Here is a 14,855-nt window from a genome sequence, read left to right on the forward strand (position 1 = left end):
CGCCCCGCCGGGACGACCCCGGACGAACATGCGCCCAACAGCGCGGCGCAAGCCGCTACCCCCAAGCGCGCATCATTCCTCCGTCATTACCGTCGTGACCGATCAGACTTCGTCGGTGTCGCTCAGTTTCCAGTTCGGATCGCCGCTGCCCAGCGTGCGGCTGAACGTCCAGGCGTCATGCGTCTGCACCGCGTCGCTCAGCGATCCGGCGATGACGTTGCCATCCTTGTCGCGGGTCACCGCAGCGATGTCTGCATCGAACCGGACAGTGACGCGGGCCTGCGCGCCATCGAGCGCGATGTCGGAGATCGTTGCCCGCTCGATTCCAATCAGTCGGTTGTCCAGCGTCTCACCCGCTTCTTCGCGCGCGTCGATCGCGGCGATGAAGCTGTCGCGCACTTCGGCTTCGATCAGCCATTCCAGCGTGTCGCGGTCACCCTTCCAGAATGCTTCCAGAATCATGCGATAGGCCGACTTGGCGCCTTCCAGAAACTGGCCGACGTCGAATGACGGGTCGGCAGCGACAAGCGCGCGCAAGCCGGCTTCGGCACCGTTCTCCAGCGGACGAGGGCCAGTGTCGCGAACCTCGGCGGGCATGTCGATGGTGCGCGGCATCTGCGGCGCGCCGACACGTTCCTCCGCCGGACGCGGCAGGGGCTGTTCGTGCCCGGTGCGCTTGCCCAGCACGGAGTAGAGGCGGAGCGCGAGGAACGCGGCAATCGCCGCAAACAGGATAACTAGATACACGTTGGCACCTTCTTTCTCAGCTGCAACATAGGCGCGAAACCCCGGCGTTTCAAACCCGCGATTGGCCCGGAGCGCACGCCCGTTGAAACGGCCAACTGCCCCTGCTAGTCGCGACCGTCATCGCAACGCGGGTCACCGCGACAAATATCCCGATCCCACAAAGGAAGTTTCAAGACCATGGATACGCCCGACAACGCAGCTCCCCAGGCGAACGGCGCCGACACCGCTCCGTCGGTCGGCGTGATCTCGCAATATATCAAGGACTTCTCGTTCGAGAATCCCAACTCGCCCGCAATCTATCAGGTCCAGGGCCAGCCGGCGTTCGACGTCCAGTTCAACATTGGCGCTGCCGAAGTCGCGCAGGACGTCCACGAAGTGACGCTGAAGATCGACGTGCGTGCAACCATGGAAGAGCAGGTCGCGTTCATCGTCGACCTCTCCTATTCGGGACTGTTCGCGATCCGCAACGTGCCGGACGAGCATCTCCAGCCCTTCCTGCTCGGCGAAGCGCCCCGCCTGCTGTTCCCGTTCGCGCGCCGCGTGCTGGCCGACGCGGTCCGCGACGGCGGCTTCCCGCCGCTGATGCTGGAGCCGATCGACTTTAACGGCCTGTACGAACAGCAGCGCGCGCAGCACGACGCGCAGACGATGCTGGGCGGCGAGGCCGGCCAGGCTTAATTCGCTCGGGTTGCGGTGCCGGCCCGCTCCCCGCCCGGCCACCCGGCGGCAGCATGATTTGGGTGGCCGGGCGGGGGAGCGGGCCGGCACCGCACATGCGCCGTGAGGGGCATCAAATAACAAAGGCGGGGAATCCATGAATCTCGTCAAGGCACTCGGGTCGATCGGCGGGCTGACGCTCGTTAGCCGGGTGCTGGGGCTAGTCCGCGATTCGCTGTTCGCGCGCTATGTCGGTGCCAGCTTCGCCTCGGACGCCTTCCTGATTGCCTTTCGCCTGCCCAATCTCTTCCGCGCGCTGTTCGCGGAGGGCGCGTTCAGCGCCGCCTTCGTCCCGATGTTCAGCAAGAAGGTCGGCGAAGCCGGTGGCGAGACCAAGAGCGCGCTGTCCTTTGCGGAGGAGGCGCTGTCGGTCCTCCTGCCGCTGCTCATCCTGATCACCGCAGTGATGGAAATTGCCGCCTATCCCGTGGTCTGGGCGCTGTCGGGCGGGTTCAACGACGCAAGCGCGGACCAGTTCGCCTATGCGGTGGAGCTGTCACGGATCACCTTTCCCTATCTGCTGCTGATCAGCCTCGTCTCGCTGTTGGGCGGCATCCTCAACTCGCTCAACAAATTCTGGGTCAATGCCGCCGCACCGATCCTGCTCAACGCGACGTTGATCGTCGCCTTGTTGTTCTTCCACGCCGACGAAACGCTCCTGACCGCCCGCAACCAGGCAATCGCCGTCACCGTATCTGGCATGCTCCAGCTACTCTGGCTGATCCTCGCCTGTCGCGCCGCCGGTGTGAAGCTGAAGCTGCGCCTCCCCCGGCTGACCCCGGACGTGAAGAAACTGCTCAAGCTGATCGGACCTGCAGCGGCGGGTGCGGGTGCTTATCAGATCAACCTCGTCATCTCGACCGCGCTCGCCGCCAGCCTGCTGGTCGAAGGGTCGGTGTCGTACATCTATTATGCCGACCGGCTGAACCAGCTCCCGCTCGGGCTGATCGGCATTGGCCTCGGCACCGTGCTGCTCCCCACCATCGCGCGTCAGCTGGGCGCGGGGAATGACGGCGCGGCGATGCACACGCAGAATCGCGGGACCGAGCTGGCGCTGTTCCTCACCCTCCCCGCCACCGTGGCGCTGGTGGTGTGCGGCGCGCCGATCGTCAGCGCGCTGTTCCAGCATGGCGCGTTCACCGCGGATGATACCCGCGCGACCGCCCAGGCGCTCGCCGCCTTCTCGGTCGGCCTGCCCGCCTACATATTGGTCAAGGTGCTGACGCCGGGCTTCTATGCCCGCTCCGACACCAAGACCCCGGTGCGCTATGCGACGATCTCGATCGCGATCAACCTGATCCTCAACCTCGCGCTGATCGTCCCGCTCAAGCATATGGGCCCGCCGCTCGCCACCGCGATCGCGGCATGGGTCAATGTCGCCCTGCTCTACCGCACCCTCGTCAAGCGCGGCCATTTCACCGCCGATCCCCAGCTGCGCCGCCGCGTGTGGCGGCTGGTCGGCGCGGCGCTGGCGATGGGCGGGGTGATGTTCCTGCTCAACGACCTGTTCACGCCCTACACCCATGGCGCGTGGACGATCCGCACGGGTGCGATGATGGTGCTGGTCGGCGCAGGCTGCATCGTCTACGCCGCCGCCTGTTTCGCAACCGGCGCTTTCCGCCCGAGCGACATCAAGGCGCTGGTGCGCCGCAAATCAACCTGAAGACCTGGACACAAACCCATGCGCGTCGTTTCCGGCATCAAGCCCACCGGCAATCTCCACCTCGGCAACTATCTCGGTGCGATCAAGCAGTGGGTGGGCATGCAGGCCGATGTCGAGGCGGCGGGCGGCGAGTCGATGTACTTCATCGCCGACCTCCACGCGCTGACCGAATGGAGCGAACCGGCCGCGATCACCGACAGCACGTTCGAGGTCAGCGCCGCGATGATCGCCAGCGGCATCGACCCCAGCCGCTCGATCCTGTTCAACCAGGCGCGCGTCCCCGCGCATAGCGAGCTGGCCTGGCTCCTCAACAATGTCGCGCGCGTCGGCTGGCTCAACCGCATGACCCAGTTCAAGGACAAGGCGGGCAAGAACCGCGAGGGCGCAAGCGTCGGCCTGTACGACTATCCGGTGCTGATGGCCGCCGACGTCCTGCTCTATCGCGCGACGCATGTGCCCGTCGGCGAGGACCAGAAACAGCATCTCGAACTGGCGCGCGACATCGCCGCCAAGTTCAACCTCGACTACAAGACCGACCTGCTGCTCGAACCCGAACCGCTGATCAGCAAGGCCGCGCCGCGGATCATGTCGCTGCGCGATGCGACCCAGAAAATGTCCAAGTCGAACCCGTCAGAGGCGGCACGGATCAATCTGGTCGATGACGACGACGCGATCGCCCAGAAGTTTCGCAAAGCCAAGACCGACCCCGAACCGATGGGCGAAAGCTGGGAATCGCTCAAGGACCGACCCGAAGCCAGGAACCTCGTCACCATCTTCGCCGCGCTCGCCGACCGCACGCCGGAGGATGTGGTCGCCGAATATGCCGGGCAGGGCTTTGGCAGCTTCAAGCCCGCGCTCGCCGACCTCGCCGTCGCCAAGCTCGGCCCGATCCGCGACGAGATGGTCCGCCTGATCGCCGACAAGGGCGCGGTCGATGCCGAATTGCGCAAGGGCGCCGAGCGCGCCGCCGCCCTCGCCGCGCCGCTCCTGCGACAGGTGCAGGAGGCGATGGGGCTGCGGATCGGTTAATCGTTTGATTTGGGTAAGAGTCGCTGTTAACCCCCTCGAATATCTGAGATCGGGGGTTCACAAAATCGATGAAAAGGACGCACGACCGCGCTTGCGCGGGCGCACAAAGATTGCGCGCCATGTTCGCTCTGTCGGCGCGACCGCGCTGATCGGGTGTAGCGGCGGAAGCACTAGCCAGCCAGGACCTGCGCCCGTCAACCGGGCGCCGAGCTTCACCTCGGCTGCCGCGGTTACTGTAGCGGAGAATGCGACGGGATCGGTCTATCAAGCAGCCGCCACTGACCCGGACAGCGACGCACTGACCTATTCGATCAGTGGCGGTGCGGACGCTGCACGCTTCGCTATCACAGCCGCAGGTCAACTCAGTTTTGCCGCGTCGCCGAACTTCGATCTCCCGGCCGATTCCGATCTGGATAATGTCTATCAGATCACGCTGTCGGTCAGCGATGGGCGTGCTTCTGCGCAGCTCGCGGTGACGATTTCCGTCACAAATTCACGTGAGGGGTACGCCGCGTCGCAACCGGGTTTGTCAATCCGGTCGCCATTGCTCCGATCGATGCCACAACCGTGCTGGTCGCGGAGCGCGCCGGCGCAATCTACCGTCTCGATCCGGTAAGCGGTGCACGCACGCTCCTGATTCAAACGACGTTGTCGAGCGGCGGCGAAGTCATCGGCATCGCCGGCGCGCAGGATTACGCCACATCCGGCACCTTTTTCCTGCTGTACCGGACTAACGGTGTCATCGTGCTCAATCGCTTTCTCCGGAATCCGGCGGGGCCGATCGTTCCAGACAATTTCGGGCCGATGCTGACGATCGCGGCACCGAATTATGCTGGCGGGGGTTGGGTCGGTCCGGCCGCCAACGGCACTCTTCTCGTCGCGCTGAGCGACGCGGGTGGCGCTGGCGATCCCACCAATAGCGCCCAGAACGATGCGACGTTTCTCGGCAAGCTGATCCTGGTTTCGCCCAATCCCGATCCCTATACGGGCGCTTCACCGCAATTCTTCCTGTACCAGAATGTGGCGAAGGGTCTGCGCCGCCCGACCGGTGGTGCGATCTGGAACGGTGGGCTGCTGCTCGCCGATAGCGGGCAGGACGCGTTCGAGGAGGTCAGTTTCGTCTCGGACGGGGCGACCGCCATCAATCTCGGCTGGCCGTTCAAGGAGGGTACAAGCATCCGTTCGACGCCTCCTGCTGGCCGGACCGATCCGGTGATCCAGTATCCGCACGGCACCGGCCCCCGCGCCGGAAACGCGATCGTCGGCGGTGCGGTTGGCGGCACGACAATCCCATCACTGCACAACGTCTATGTGTTCGCCGACCGGAGCGGGTCAATCTTCAGCATTCCCGTGTCATCGATCCAGCAGGGAGCGACGCTGGGCAGCTCCATGCTGGAACGGCGCAACGCCGACTTCGCGCCAGCGACCGGCCAGATCGACGCGCTAGTCACCCTGCGCGCAGGTGCTGACGGGGTGATCTACATCGTCAGGACGGCGAAATTTTCCGCGCCGAGCCCGAATAGGCGAGTCCCCGGCGTGACGCTTTGCCGGGACCATCGGCGTCAGGCTTTGTCGCTGGTTTGAACGGCGCAGGGTGATAGTCTGGCGGGGATGCGGTCATTGCTTCCTCTGCTGTTCCTCGCCGCTCCGGCGCTGGCGACCGAGCGCGCGCCGGTGCCCAAGGCTGCGGCCAAGGTTCAACCGGCGCTCGACGCCTGCCTCGCCAAACCCGACCCCGCAGACCGCTGCGTCGATCTGCAACTCGCTCGCGCCCGTGCGCTGCTGGCCAGCGATCCAGAGGCGGCGTTGAAGCTGGCCCAGGCCGCCAATGCCGCCCTGGATGAGGCCAGCGAGATCGTCGATAACCGGATCGGCCGGGTAAAATATCGCCGCGTCGGTCCCCCGGTCACCCCCGCCGAGGCTGAGGGAGCGCGCCGCGATGAAGAAGTGCTGCGCCGCCTGTGGGTCGAAATGGCGCAAGCTAGTGAATTGATCGGCGACGCAGCGCTGGCTGCGGGCAAGCTCTATCGCGAAATGACGGGTGCCTATGGGCGCACTGTCGCGATCCTCGAACAGCGCGGACGGGGTGACGCCGATCTACGGCAACGGCTCCGCGCCAAGGGCAAGCGCGCCGCGGTCTTCACCGACTCCCCCTCCCCCCGACGAAGGCGAAGCCCCCGCACGTGAGGCCTTTGACGAGGCGCTCAAGACGTTCGGCCCCGCCGACCCGCTGACCTTGTCGCTCGCGCTGGTCCGCGCCGACTCGCTCGCGCAGCTCGGCCGGTTTGGGGAGGCAGAGCCGATCTATCGCGACACCCGCACCCGACTTACCGATGCCGCCGCGCGGTTCGACGTCGACGCGCGCTATTTGCGCCTGCTGGTCCGGCTCGACCGGCGTCAGGAGGCAGAAGCGCTAGGGCGCGCCCTGATTACGCAACTCGCCGCCACCCGCGCCGATCCATTGCGCGCCGCGCGCATCTATCTGGATCTCGCCACGGTGGTTACGCCCGAAGAGGGGATTGCCGTTCGCGCGCAATGCGCTCGCGCTGCGGCTGGAGCGTCTCGGGGAGAAACATGTCGACACCGCACGCGCCCAGTTGGCGGTCGCCGGACTTCTCGAAGCGTTCGACAAACATGCCGAGGCCGAGCCGTTGCGCCGCGCCGGCGTCTGGACGTTACAGGGCAAGCTGTTCATGCAGCACCCCGAAACTGCGACCGCCTGGCTGCGCTATGGCGAAAATCTGTTGACTCAGGACAAGATCAAGGAGGCGGTTTCCGCGCTGCGTTCTGCCGAATTTTCGGTGCGCGATTCCGTCGGCATAGCCCATCCGCAATATGGCCGTGTGCTGCTGTTCACCGGGATAGCAGAGCTTCGGCAAGGCAATGTGGGGGGCGTTGCGACGATCGAAAGGGCGCTGCCGATCATCCGCGCCGGTCTTGCCCGCACCCATATCGACCGGCTCCACGCGGAGTTCAGCTATGGCATGCTCAAGCTGATCATGGGCGACCCTGCAACCGCGCGCACCCAGTTCCGCGTGGTCGGACAGGCGGGGCTTGATCGCGCTGCGGAGTGGCGCGACTTCGGGGCGGCGGCGCAGCAGGAAATCCGCCGTTTTCGGGAAGTCTATGCGTATCAGGTCCGCGCCGCGTGGCAGCTGGCGGGTCAGAAACCCTAGAACCGCGTCTCGTCATAGATGCGGGTCACGTCGCCCTGCCACTCGCCGTGATAGCGCTCTAGCAGCGCCTGCGCCGGCACCTTGCCGCTGCGGACAATCTCGCGCAGCGGGTCGAGGAAGCCGTTCTCGCTGTCCCCGGCCGAGTTGAGCCGCGCGCGTGCGGTCAGCCCCGCCCCGGCGATGTCGATCACCTGCCCCGCGATGTCGCGCAGCTTGCCGCCACCCGGCAGCGGCGCATCGAGGCCCAGCCGCGGCACGCTGTCGCGCAGCGCCTGACGCCCGACCATGTCCCAGTCCTTGACCAGGTCCCATGCCGCATCCAACGCGCCCTGATCATAGAGCAACCCGACCCAGAGCGCGGGCAGCGCACAGATGCGCCCCCACGGCCCGCCATCGGCGCCGCGCATTTCGAGGAAGGTCTTCAACCGCACTTCGGGGAAGGCGGTCGACAGGTGATCGGCCCAATCGTCCATCGTCGGCTTCTCGCCCGGCAGCACCGACAATTCGCCCTTGAGGAAGTCGCGGAAGCTCAACCCCGCCGCGTCGATATAGCGGTCGTCGCGGTAGACGAAGTACATCGGCACATCGAGCGCATAGTCGGCGTAGCGCTCGTATCCGAACCCGTTCTCGAACACGAACGGCAGCATCCCGGTGCGGTGCGGATCGGTGTCCGACCAGATGTGCGAGCGGTAGGAGAGCATCCCGTTCGGCTTGCCCTCCGTGAACGGCGAATTGGCGAACAACGCGGTCGCCAGCGGCTGCAGCGCAAGGCCGACGCGGAATTTCTGCGCCATGTCCGCTTCGCTCGCATAGTCGAGGTTCACCTGGATCGTGCAGGTGCGCAACATCATGTCGAGGCCCAGGCTGCCGACGCGCGGCATATGGTTGAGCATGATGCCGTACCGCCCCTTGGGCATGATCGGCAGCTCGGCGCGGGTCTTGTCCGGCCACATGCCAAGGCCAAGGAAGCCGATGCCCAGCTTCTCACCCACCGCCTTCACCTGTTGCAGGTGGCGGCCCGTCTCGGCGCAGGTCTCGTGCAGATTCTCGAGCGGCGCGCCGGAGAGTTCGAGCTGCCCGGCGGGCTCGAGGCTGACCGTCCCGTCGGGACCGGACAGCGCAATGACCTTGCCGCCCTCCTCTACCGGCGACCAGCCAAACTGGGTCAGCTCGGCGAGCAGGTCGCGGATACCGCCCGGCTCGTCATAGGACGGCGCATGATTGTCACCGACCGCATAGACGAACTTCTCATGCTCGGTGCCGATGCGCCAGCGCTCCGCCGGCTTCTCGCCCCTGGCGAAATAGTCGAGGAGCATCTGACGGCTCTCGATGACAGGCGCGTTGCTGTTTGAAACCGTCTTTGTGCTCATGGCGCGCATTTAGGGATGCGAAACGATCCGCGAAAGGGGGGATGAAATACCCAAATCGGGATGGGAAATGCGGGGGTTGGGTCGTGTGCTGTCCGGCGCTTCGTGCCTTGGCGGCGTTAGTCTGGCCCCCGCCCCTCTTAGCGGCTGCTCACGAACGGCAGCTATTGGGAGAAGGCGCGATGGCGCTAAGAGTCCGCAAATGGGTGGGAAGCTGCCGCTCCGGCAATGTCGCTGCTCCGACGACTAAGCGCCCCTAACGGCCGCCATTCCCCGAATCTGCGTGAAGCTCGGAAGCGACCATTCGTTGAGCTTGCGCAAATGAGCGTGTCGGCGCGACCTTTCTCGCGATTGACAATCCACCATCGCGGCGTGCGATCAGCGTGTCAGCGCTGCCGCCCGACACGTGAAGCGCGCGCTGTATTTCGCCTGTGGCTCGAGACCGACAGAAGCCCGGCGTTCGTCAAGTCGGCCAGGATCCTCAATCGGTCGCGGCTCCCATATTCCCGATGTCGTACAACGACCTTGGGTACCGTAGCGCTGTGGGCGCGCCGAATTCACGGCAACCCGATCATAAAGATATGCATAGTTGGTTGGGCTAGTGTCTTTTCGATCAACCAAAGACGCAAGCACGCGCAGAACATCATTCTGGAAAGCCGGGTCGCGGTCAGCATGTTGTACCAGCAACCAAGCGGCCGTATCCGCGTCTTCTCCGTACTTGCCGATCGTGAACCACCCGCTGCGCTCTATCTGAGCCTTCAACCATTTGGTATTTGCCTCGTCGAGATCGCAGCCGTCCGAGGCGATGATGTAATATGCGTAGTCGCGCGCCTGGTCTGAAAGATCCGCCGCCCAACTGAAACGTTGGAGTGCAGCGGTGAAATGCGTGCGCGTGAACTGGTCCTCGGCAACTCGCATGTAGAGTTCAGCGAGTTCGCTTGAAGCCGCACTGGCCGCCATAGCCGCAAACCGGCTTGCTTCCTGATAAGGTGCCTCCACCGGCTTTCCGGCCAACGCATTGCGCCGCAACTCGTCCACCTTGCGAATTGCCGCGCGCGCAGCTCCGATGGTCTGTTTGCTCTACTGACGAAACCGCAACGCTGGCGAGGCGTGCCGACGCTTCGGCCTCCACCTTTTCTGGCGCTCCGCATCCAAACGCGAGCGAACGGCCTGACACTTGAGTTGATGCATTTCCGATCGTAGCCGACAGGAGCGCTACCGATGCCAGGATATATCTCGTTCTCCGCATCGCCGTCTTTCGTAACGTCCTCAGCTGACTCGATGCGTCGCACCGGAGAGATGAACGAATTCAGAACGCTTGGCTTCGAGGTTCGCTCACAACGCAACGTCGGCAATGGGGTCGGAAGCCGACAGACGGTTTTCGGCGACAGACTGCCCCAATCCGACTGTGCGATACGGATCGCGGGCCACCGCGGCACCCGCTTAAACAGTCACCAATCCCCCACCGCGCCCATCCACAAACTCACCGCCGCCGCCGCCGCAGTCTCCGCGCGCAAAATCCGCGGGCCGAGCGAAATCCCCACCGCTCCCGGCACCGCCCGGATCGCGTCGCGCTCCTCTGCGTCGAAGCCGCCCTCAGGCCCGATCAGGATCGCCGCCGGGCCGGGATGCGCCTTCATCGCCTCCAGCGCGGGCAATCCACCGGTCTCGTCGGCAAAGAACAGCGCCCGCCCCGCCGGCCAGTCGCGCAGCATCGCCGCCAGCTTCACCGGCTCGACCAGTTCGGGCAGCGCGGTGCGCCCGCATTGCTCCGCCGCCTCGATCATATGCGCGCGCAGCCGGTCGAGGTTCAGCTTGTCCACCACCGCGCGCCGCGTCAGCACCGGCGCGACCCGCGCGACGCCCAGCTCGCACGCCTTTTCGACCACCCAGTCGATCCGCCCCTTCTTGATCGGCGCGGCACATAGCCACAGGTCCGGCACCGCCTCGCGCTCCCGCAGCTTCTCGCGCACCTCCAGCACCACGTCGCGCTTGCGCACCTCGCTCGCCACGCCCAGCCATTCGCCGGTCGCGTCGTCGAACAGCTTGACCGGATCGCCGACCTTCAACCGCATCACGCTGGCGAGATAATGGCCCTGCTGGCCGTCGATGCGGCGCTGCTCGCCCTGCGTCAGCGCGGGTTCGACGAACAGGCGCGGGGTCGATTGCGGCGGCCATGCGGGGGTAGCGATCATGGCCGAGCCATATCGCGACCCAAATGCTTCGTCACCCGGCGTCTTTTCGCTGTCCTACAAGCAATCCGATGTGGCAGCAGAGGGTATGAGCGAAACGGCCCCAGCCCCCTGCCTGACACTGCGCCTGACACCGCGCATGACACACCGCTTTTTTGTCAGCTTTGTTGTCAGTTTCGCGCATGACTGACCCGGCACAGACCGTCCCCGACACCGAGCATCGCGGCCTGATGGCGCTGCTGCCCGCCGCTGCGCGTCCCTATGCCCTGCTCGCCCGGTTCGACCGGCCGATCGGCTGGTGGCTGCTGTTCTGGCCTGGCGCCTGGGCGATCGCGTTGTCCGGCGGCGCGGTCGAGCGCTGGGACCTGATCCTCTGGTTCCTGCTCGGCAGCATCGCGATGCGCGGCGCGGGTTGCGTCTATAACGACATCGTCGACCGCGACCTCGACCGTCAGGTGGCCCGCACCCGCAGCCGTCCATTGGCGAGCGGCGCGGTCAGCCTCAAGGCCGCGTGGGTCTGGCTGGTCTCGCTCTGCCTGATCGGCCTCGTCGTGCTGGTCCAGCTCAACCCGTTCGCCGCGGTCATCGCGCTCGCCAGCCTCGCGCTGGTCGCTGCCTATCCCTTCATGAAGCGGATCACCTGGTGGCCGCAGGCGTGGCTGGGTCTCGTCTTTTCCTGGGCGGCATTGGTCGGCTGGGCAGCGGTCGCGCGCGAACTCCCCCTGCCCGGCCTGCTGCTCTATGCCGGGTGCATCGTGTGGGTGATCGGCTACGACACCATCTACGCGCTACAGGATGTCGAGGATGATGCGCTGGTCGGCGTCCGTTCCTCCGCCCGTCGTCTGGGCAGCCGGGTGCGTACCGGCGTCGCCATCTTCTACACCCTTGCCCTAGCCCTCTGGTCCGCCGCGCTGTGGCAGGTCCGCCCCGACCCGCTGGTCCTGCTCGCGCTCGCCCCCATGGCGATGCACCTTGTCTGGCAGGTTGTGACGCTCGTTCCGGCCGATGGCGCAAATGCGCTCCACCGCTTCCGCTCGAACCGCAATGCTGGCTTACTGATGTTTGCCGCCTGCTTCGTCGTCGGGACGACCGCCTTTTGACCTTCGCCCCCTGCCTCCCTAGATCGCAGCGATGCTGACCCCCGACCAAGCCCGTGACCGAGTCCAGGATGCCATCGCCCGCGCGGTAAAGGCAGGTGCCGATGCCGCCGATGCGATGCTCTCCGCCGGGGAGTCGTTGTCGGTGTCGGTCCGGCTCGACGCGCTCGAGGATGTCGAGCGCGCCGAGCACGAAGAGCTCGGGCTGCGCGTCTTCTGCGGCCAGCGGTCGGCGAGCATTTCGACCACCGACCTCACGCCCGCCGCGCTCGACACGCTCGCCGAACGCGCGGTAGCAATGGCACGGGAGGCGCCCGAGGACGAATGGGCCGGCCTCGCCCCTGCCGAACGGCTGTTGCGCGGCAATGTCCCCGATCTCGACCTCGACGACGGCGCGCTGGGCGACCCCGCCGCGCTCAAGGAGAACGCACTCATCGCCGAGCGCGCCGCCCGCGCCGTCGAAGGCGTGACCAATAGCGAGGGCGCTGGAGCCAGCGCCAGCCGCAGCATCTGGGCGCTCGCCACCAGCCACGGCTTTGCCGGAGCTTATGCGACATCGAGCCACAGCATCTCTGCCAGCGTGCTGGCGGGCGACGCCGGCGCAATGGAACGCGATTACGACCATCACAGCGCGCGCCACGCCCGCCATCTCGAGGCCGCCGAAGCGATCGGTCGCCGCGCCGGCGAGCGCGCCGTGGCCCGCGTCGGTGCCGGTCGCGTCCGCGGCGGAACCATGCCGATCGTCATCGACCCGCGCATCGGATCGAGCCTGCTCGGCCACCTGAGCGGCGCGATTTCGGGCAGCGCGATCACGCGCAAGACAAGCTTCCTGCTCGAAGCGATGGGCACGCGCATCTTCGCGCCGGGCATCGACATCATCGACGATCCCCACCGCCCCCACGGCCTCCGCTCGCGCCCGTTCGATGGCGAAGGCCTGCCGGTGTCGCCGGTGACGTTCGTCGCCGACGGGATGCTCGAAAGCTGGATGCTCGACAGCGCGGCGGCGCGTCAGCTCGGCCTTGAAGCCACCGGTCACGCCGTGCGCGGCGTTGGCGGCGCACCCAGCGTCGGTCCCAGCAATCTCTACATGGCCAATGGCAAGATCCCGGTCGCGTCGCTGATCGCCGACATCGGCTATGGCGTCTATGTCACCGAACTGATCGGTCAGGGGATCAACCTCGTCACCGGCGATTACAGCCGCGGCGCGGCAGGCTATCTGATCGAGGATGGGGTCGTCACCACCCCGGTCAGCGAATTTACTGTCGCGGGCACGCTGCAAGCCATGTTCCGCAACCTGGTCCCCGCCAACGACCTGAATTTCCGCTATGGCATCAACGTGCCCACACTGCGGATCGACGGCATGACGGTGGCGAGTGGCTGACGCGCTCGCCGAGGCAGTCAGCGCCATCGCCGCCGAGGCGGGTCGGCTGGCGCTCGGCCGCTATGGCTCGGACGTCGAGAAATGGGAAAAATCGCCCAATAACTTCGTGTGTGAGGTCGATCTGGCGGTCGACGAGCTGCTCCGTGCCCGATTGAGCGCGCTACTCCCCGATGCCGGCTGGCTGTCGGAGGAAACCGCCGACGACTTGGCGCGCCTGTCCTGCCGCCGCGTCTGGGTGGTCGATCCGATCGACGGCACCCGCGATTTCCTGCGCCAACGCCCCGGCTGGGCAGTATCGGTCGCCTTGGTCGAGGATGGCCAGCCGGTGATCGGCGTCCTCGACGCTCCGGTGCGCGGCGAACATTGGCTGGCGGTGAAGGGTCAGGGCGCGACGCTGGACGGGTCGCGGATCGCCGTGTCCGACCGTACCGAGTTGGCCGGTGCGCGCGTCCCTGCCGATGACCTGCCGAAGGTCGACCGGCATCTGGTGATGGTGGACAAGCCCAATTCGATCGCGCTGCGCATGGCGATGGTCGCCGCAGGTCAGGCCGACCTGCTCGCCACCTTCCGCTGGGGCGCCGATTGGGACATCGCCGCCGCCGTGCTGCTCGCGCGCGAGGCCGGGGCGAAGGTCACCGACGCGCTCGGCAAGAAAATCCGTTTCAACACCCCACGCGGCGAAAGCTTCGGGCTGCTCGCCACCACCCCCCGGAATCCACGAAGCCGCCGCCGATCACCTCCGCCCGCGCGCGGTGGAAGCGTTGGGTAAACCTATCCGCTGACCTCGTCATCCCCGCGATAGCGGACCTGCAAATACCGCCCCCGCGTCGCCAGCGCGTCGAGATCTCCCTGCGCCAGCTGCGCCGACATCTGCGAAATCTCCTGGTCGATCAGCGCGAGGCCGTCGACCAGCTGCTTGTCCGGCGACTGGCCGAACCGGTCGACCGTGCGCAGACTTTCGGGGACACGCTGATAGCCCTTGATGAGCTCGGGCAATTGCTCGCCGACCAGCTTGCGCACTTCCGCCGCCGCCGGCTCCGCCTCGTTCAGCGTCTTGAGCTGCCCCGCCAGCACGTCGAGCTTCATCCCGATCGTGTCGACCAGCGGCATCGCCGCCCCGGGCAGCGTCGGACGCTGGCGGTCGAGCCATTCCTCGGTCTGGAGCGGCAGCGTCGCGAGCGGCACCTCGCCGAACTTCTCGGGCGTCACCTCCCGGCTGGTCGGCGCGATACCGAAAAACAGCGTCACGCCGATCAGCGCCGCCATCACCAGTAATGCGCCGCCCATGCCCAGCGGAATGAACCAGCCCAGCACCATCGCGCCGACCAGGATCGCCCCCGCTGCAGCTGCAATTCGGCCGACGCGGCCGAGAATCTCGGCGTCGCGGCGTTTCTTGGCGCGGCTGTTCAGCGTCGTATAGCGTTCGCGCGAGCGGTTGAGGACTTCGCTCGCGCGGTCGATCTGGCGGTCGATCTCGGTCGGCATG

General features: G+C 66.2%; 15 protein-coding genes and 1 pseudogene. 11 read left to right on the top strand and 5 right to left on the bottom strand.

Annotated elements, in window-relative coordinates; translation table 11 throughout:
- Positions 1-102 precede the first annotated feature (102 nt).
- Entirely contained in the window at positions 103-747 is a 645-nt protein-coding gene (locus tag LRS12_RS01775; RefSeq protein ID WP_257843016.1) for a Tim44/TimA family putative adaptor protein, read from the bottom strand.
- A 177-nt stretch (positions 748-924) separates the two neighbouring features.
- On the opposite strand from LRS12_RS01775, the gene secB reads away from it, so the two are divergent.
- The 7 genes from secB (at position 925) to LRS12_RS01805 (ending at position 7,332) form a co-directional block, all read left to right on the top strand.
- The gene (gene secB / locus LRS12_RS01780) at positions 925-1,425 is read left to right on the top strand and encodes a protein-export chaperone SecB (RefSeq protein ID WP_257843017.1); all 501 of its coding nucleotides are present in this window, start codon (positions 925-927) and stop codon (positions 1,423-1,425) included.
- 136 nt (positions 1,426-1,561) lie between these two features.
- Entirely contained in the window at positions 1,562-3,127 is a 1,566-nt protein-coding gene (gene murJ, locus LRS12_RS01785; RefSeq protein WP_257843018.1) for a murein biosynthesis integral membrane protein MurJ, read from the top strand.
- Between the two features lie 18 nt (positions 3,128-3,145).
- A complete protein-coding gene (trpS, locus tag LRS12_RS01790; protein ID WP_257843019.1) occupies positions 3,146-4,156 on the top strand; it encodes a tryptophan--tRNA ligase in 1,011 nt (336 codons plus the stop codon).
- Positions 4,062-4,772 (top strand): Ig-like domain-containing protein, encoded by a 711-nt coding sequence (locus LRS12_RS20220; protein WP_374580101.1) that lies wholly within the window; start codon positions 4,062-4,064, stop codon positions 4,770-4,772. The genes trpS and LRS12_RS20220 overlap by 95 nt, the downstream gene beginning before the upstream one ends.
- On the top strand, positions 4,724-5,740 hold the full coding sequence (locus LRS12_RS01795) for a sorbosone dehydrogenase family protein (RefSeq protein ID WP_308222955.1): 1,017 nt from the start codon (positions 4,724-4,726) through the stop codon (positions 5,738-5,740). Before LRS12_RS20220 ends, LRS12_RS01795 begins: the two co-directional genes overlap by 49 nt.
- 36 nt (positions 5,741-5,776) lie before the next feature.
- Entirely contained in the window at positions 5,777-6,343 is a 567-nt protein-coding gene (locus LRS12_RS01800) for a hypothetical protein (RefSeq protein ID WP_257843020.1), read from the top strand.
- 332 nt (positions 6,344-6,675) lie between these two features.
- Entirely contained in the window at positions 6,676-7,332 is a 657-nt protein-coding gene (locus LRS12_RS01805) for a hypothetical protein (RefSeq protein ID WP_257843021.1), read from the top strand.
- Here the strand turns inward: LRS12_RS01805 and LRS12_RS01810 are convergent.
- The 3 genes from LRS12_RS01810 to LRS12_RS01820 form a co-directional block, all read right to left on the bottom strand.
- Positions 7,329-8,702 carry a glutamate--cysteine ligase gene (locus LRS12_RS01810; protein WP_257843022.1) on the bottom strand — a complete coding sequence of 458 codons (1,374 nt, stop codon included), beginning with the start codon at positions 8,700-8,702 and terminating at the stop codon, positions 7,329-7,331. The two genes, LRS12_RS01805 and LRS12_RS01810, sit on opposite strands and share 4 nt — an antisense overlap.
- A 375-nt stretch (positions 8,703-9,077) precedes the next feature.
- On the bottom strand, positions 9,078-9,737 hold the full coding sequence (locus LRS12_RS01815) for a DUF6624 domain-containing protein (RefSeq protein WP_257843023.1): 660 nt from the start codon (positions 9,735-9,737) through the stop codon (positions 9,078-9,080).
- A 413-nt stretch (positions 9,738-10,150) separates the two neighbouring features.
- Positions 10,151-10,894: a 16S rRNA (uracil(1498)-N(3))-methyltransferase gene (locus LRS12_RS01820; RefSeq protein WP_257843024.1), complete on the bottom strand. Its 744-nt coding sequence runs from the start codon at positions 10,892-10,894 to the stop codon at positions 10,151-10,153.
- Between LRS12_RS01820 and LRS12_RS01825 the strand changes: the two genes are divergently transcribed.
- The 4 genes and pseudogenes from LRS12_RS01825 to LRS12_RS01840 all read left to right on the top strand — a co-directional run bounded on the left by LRS12_RS01825 (position 10,893) and on the right by LRS12_RS01840 (position 14,151).
- A complete protein-coding gene (locus LRS12_RS01825; protein WP_257843025.1) occupies positions 10,893-11,081 on the top strand; it encodes a hypothetical protein in 189 nt (62 codons plus the stop codon). The genes LRS12_RS01820 and LRS12_RS01825 overlap by 2 nt on opposite strands.
- The gene (gene ubiA, locus LRS12_RS01830; protein ID WP_257843026.1) at positions 11,074-11,991 is read left to right on the top strand and encodes a 4-hydroxybenzoate octaprenyltransferase; all 918 of its coding nucleotides are present in this window, start codon (positions 11,074-11,076) and stop codon (positions 11,989-11,991) included. Before LRS12_RS01825 ends, ubiA begins: the two co-directional genes overlap by 8 nt.
- 31 nt (positions 11,992-12,022) lie before the next feature.
- Positions 12,023-13,369 (top strand): TldD/PmbA family protein, encoded by a 1,347-nt coding sequence (locus LRS12_RS01835; protein WP_257843027.1) that lies wholly within the window; start codon positions 12,023-12,025, stop codon positions 13,367-13,369.
- A pseudogene (locus LRS12_RS01840) lies at positions 13,362-14,151 on the top strand (inositol monophosphatase). Before LRS12_RS01835 ends, LRS12_RS01840 begins: the two are co-directional and overlap by 8 nt.
- Here LRS12_RS01840 and LRS12_RS01845 read toward each other — a convergent pair.
- Entirely contained in the window at positions 14,141-14,854 is a 714-nt protein-coding gene (locus LRS12_RS01845; RefSeq protein ID WP_257843028.1) for a hypothetical protein, read from the bottom strand. The pseudogene LRS12_RS01840 and the gene LRS12_RS01845 overlap by 11 nt on opposite strands.
- Position 14,855 lies beyond the last annotated feature (1 nt).

It is taken from the genome of Sphingomonas sp. J344 (genome assembly GCF_024700005.1).
In the GTDB taxonomy this organism is placed as follows: domain Bacteria; phylum Pseudomonadota; class Alphaproteobacteria; order Sphingomonadales; family Sphingomonadaceae; genus Sphingomonas.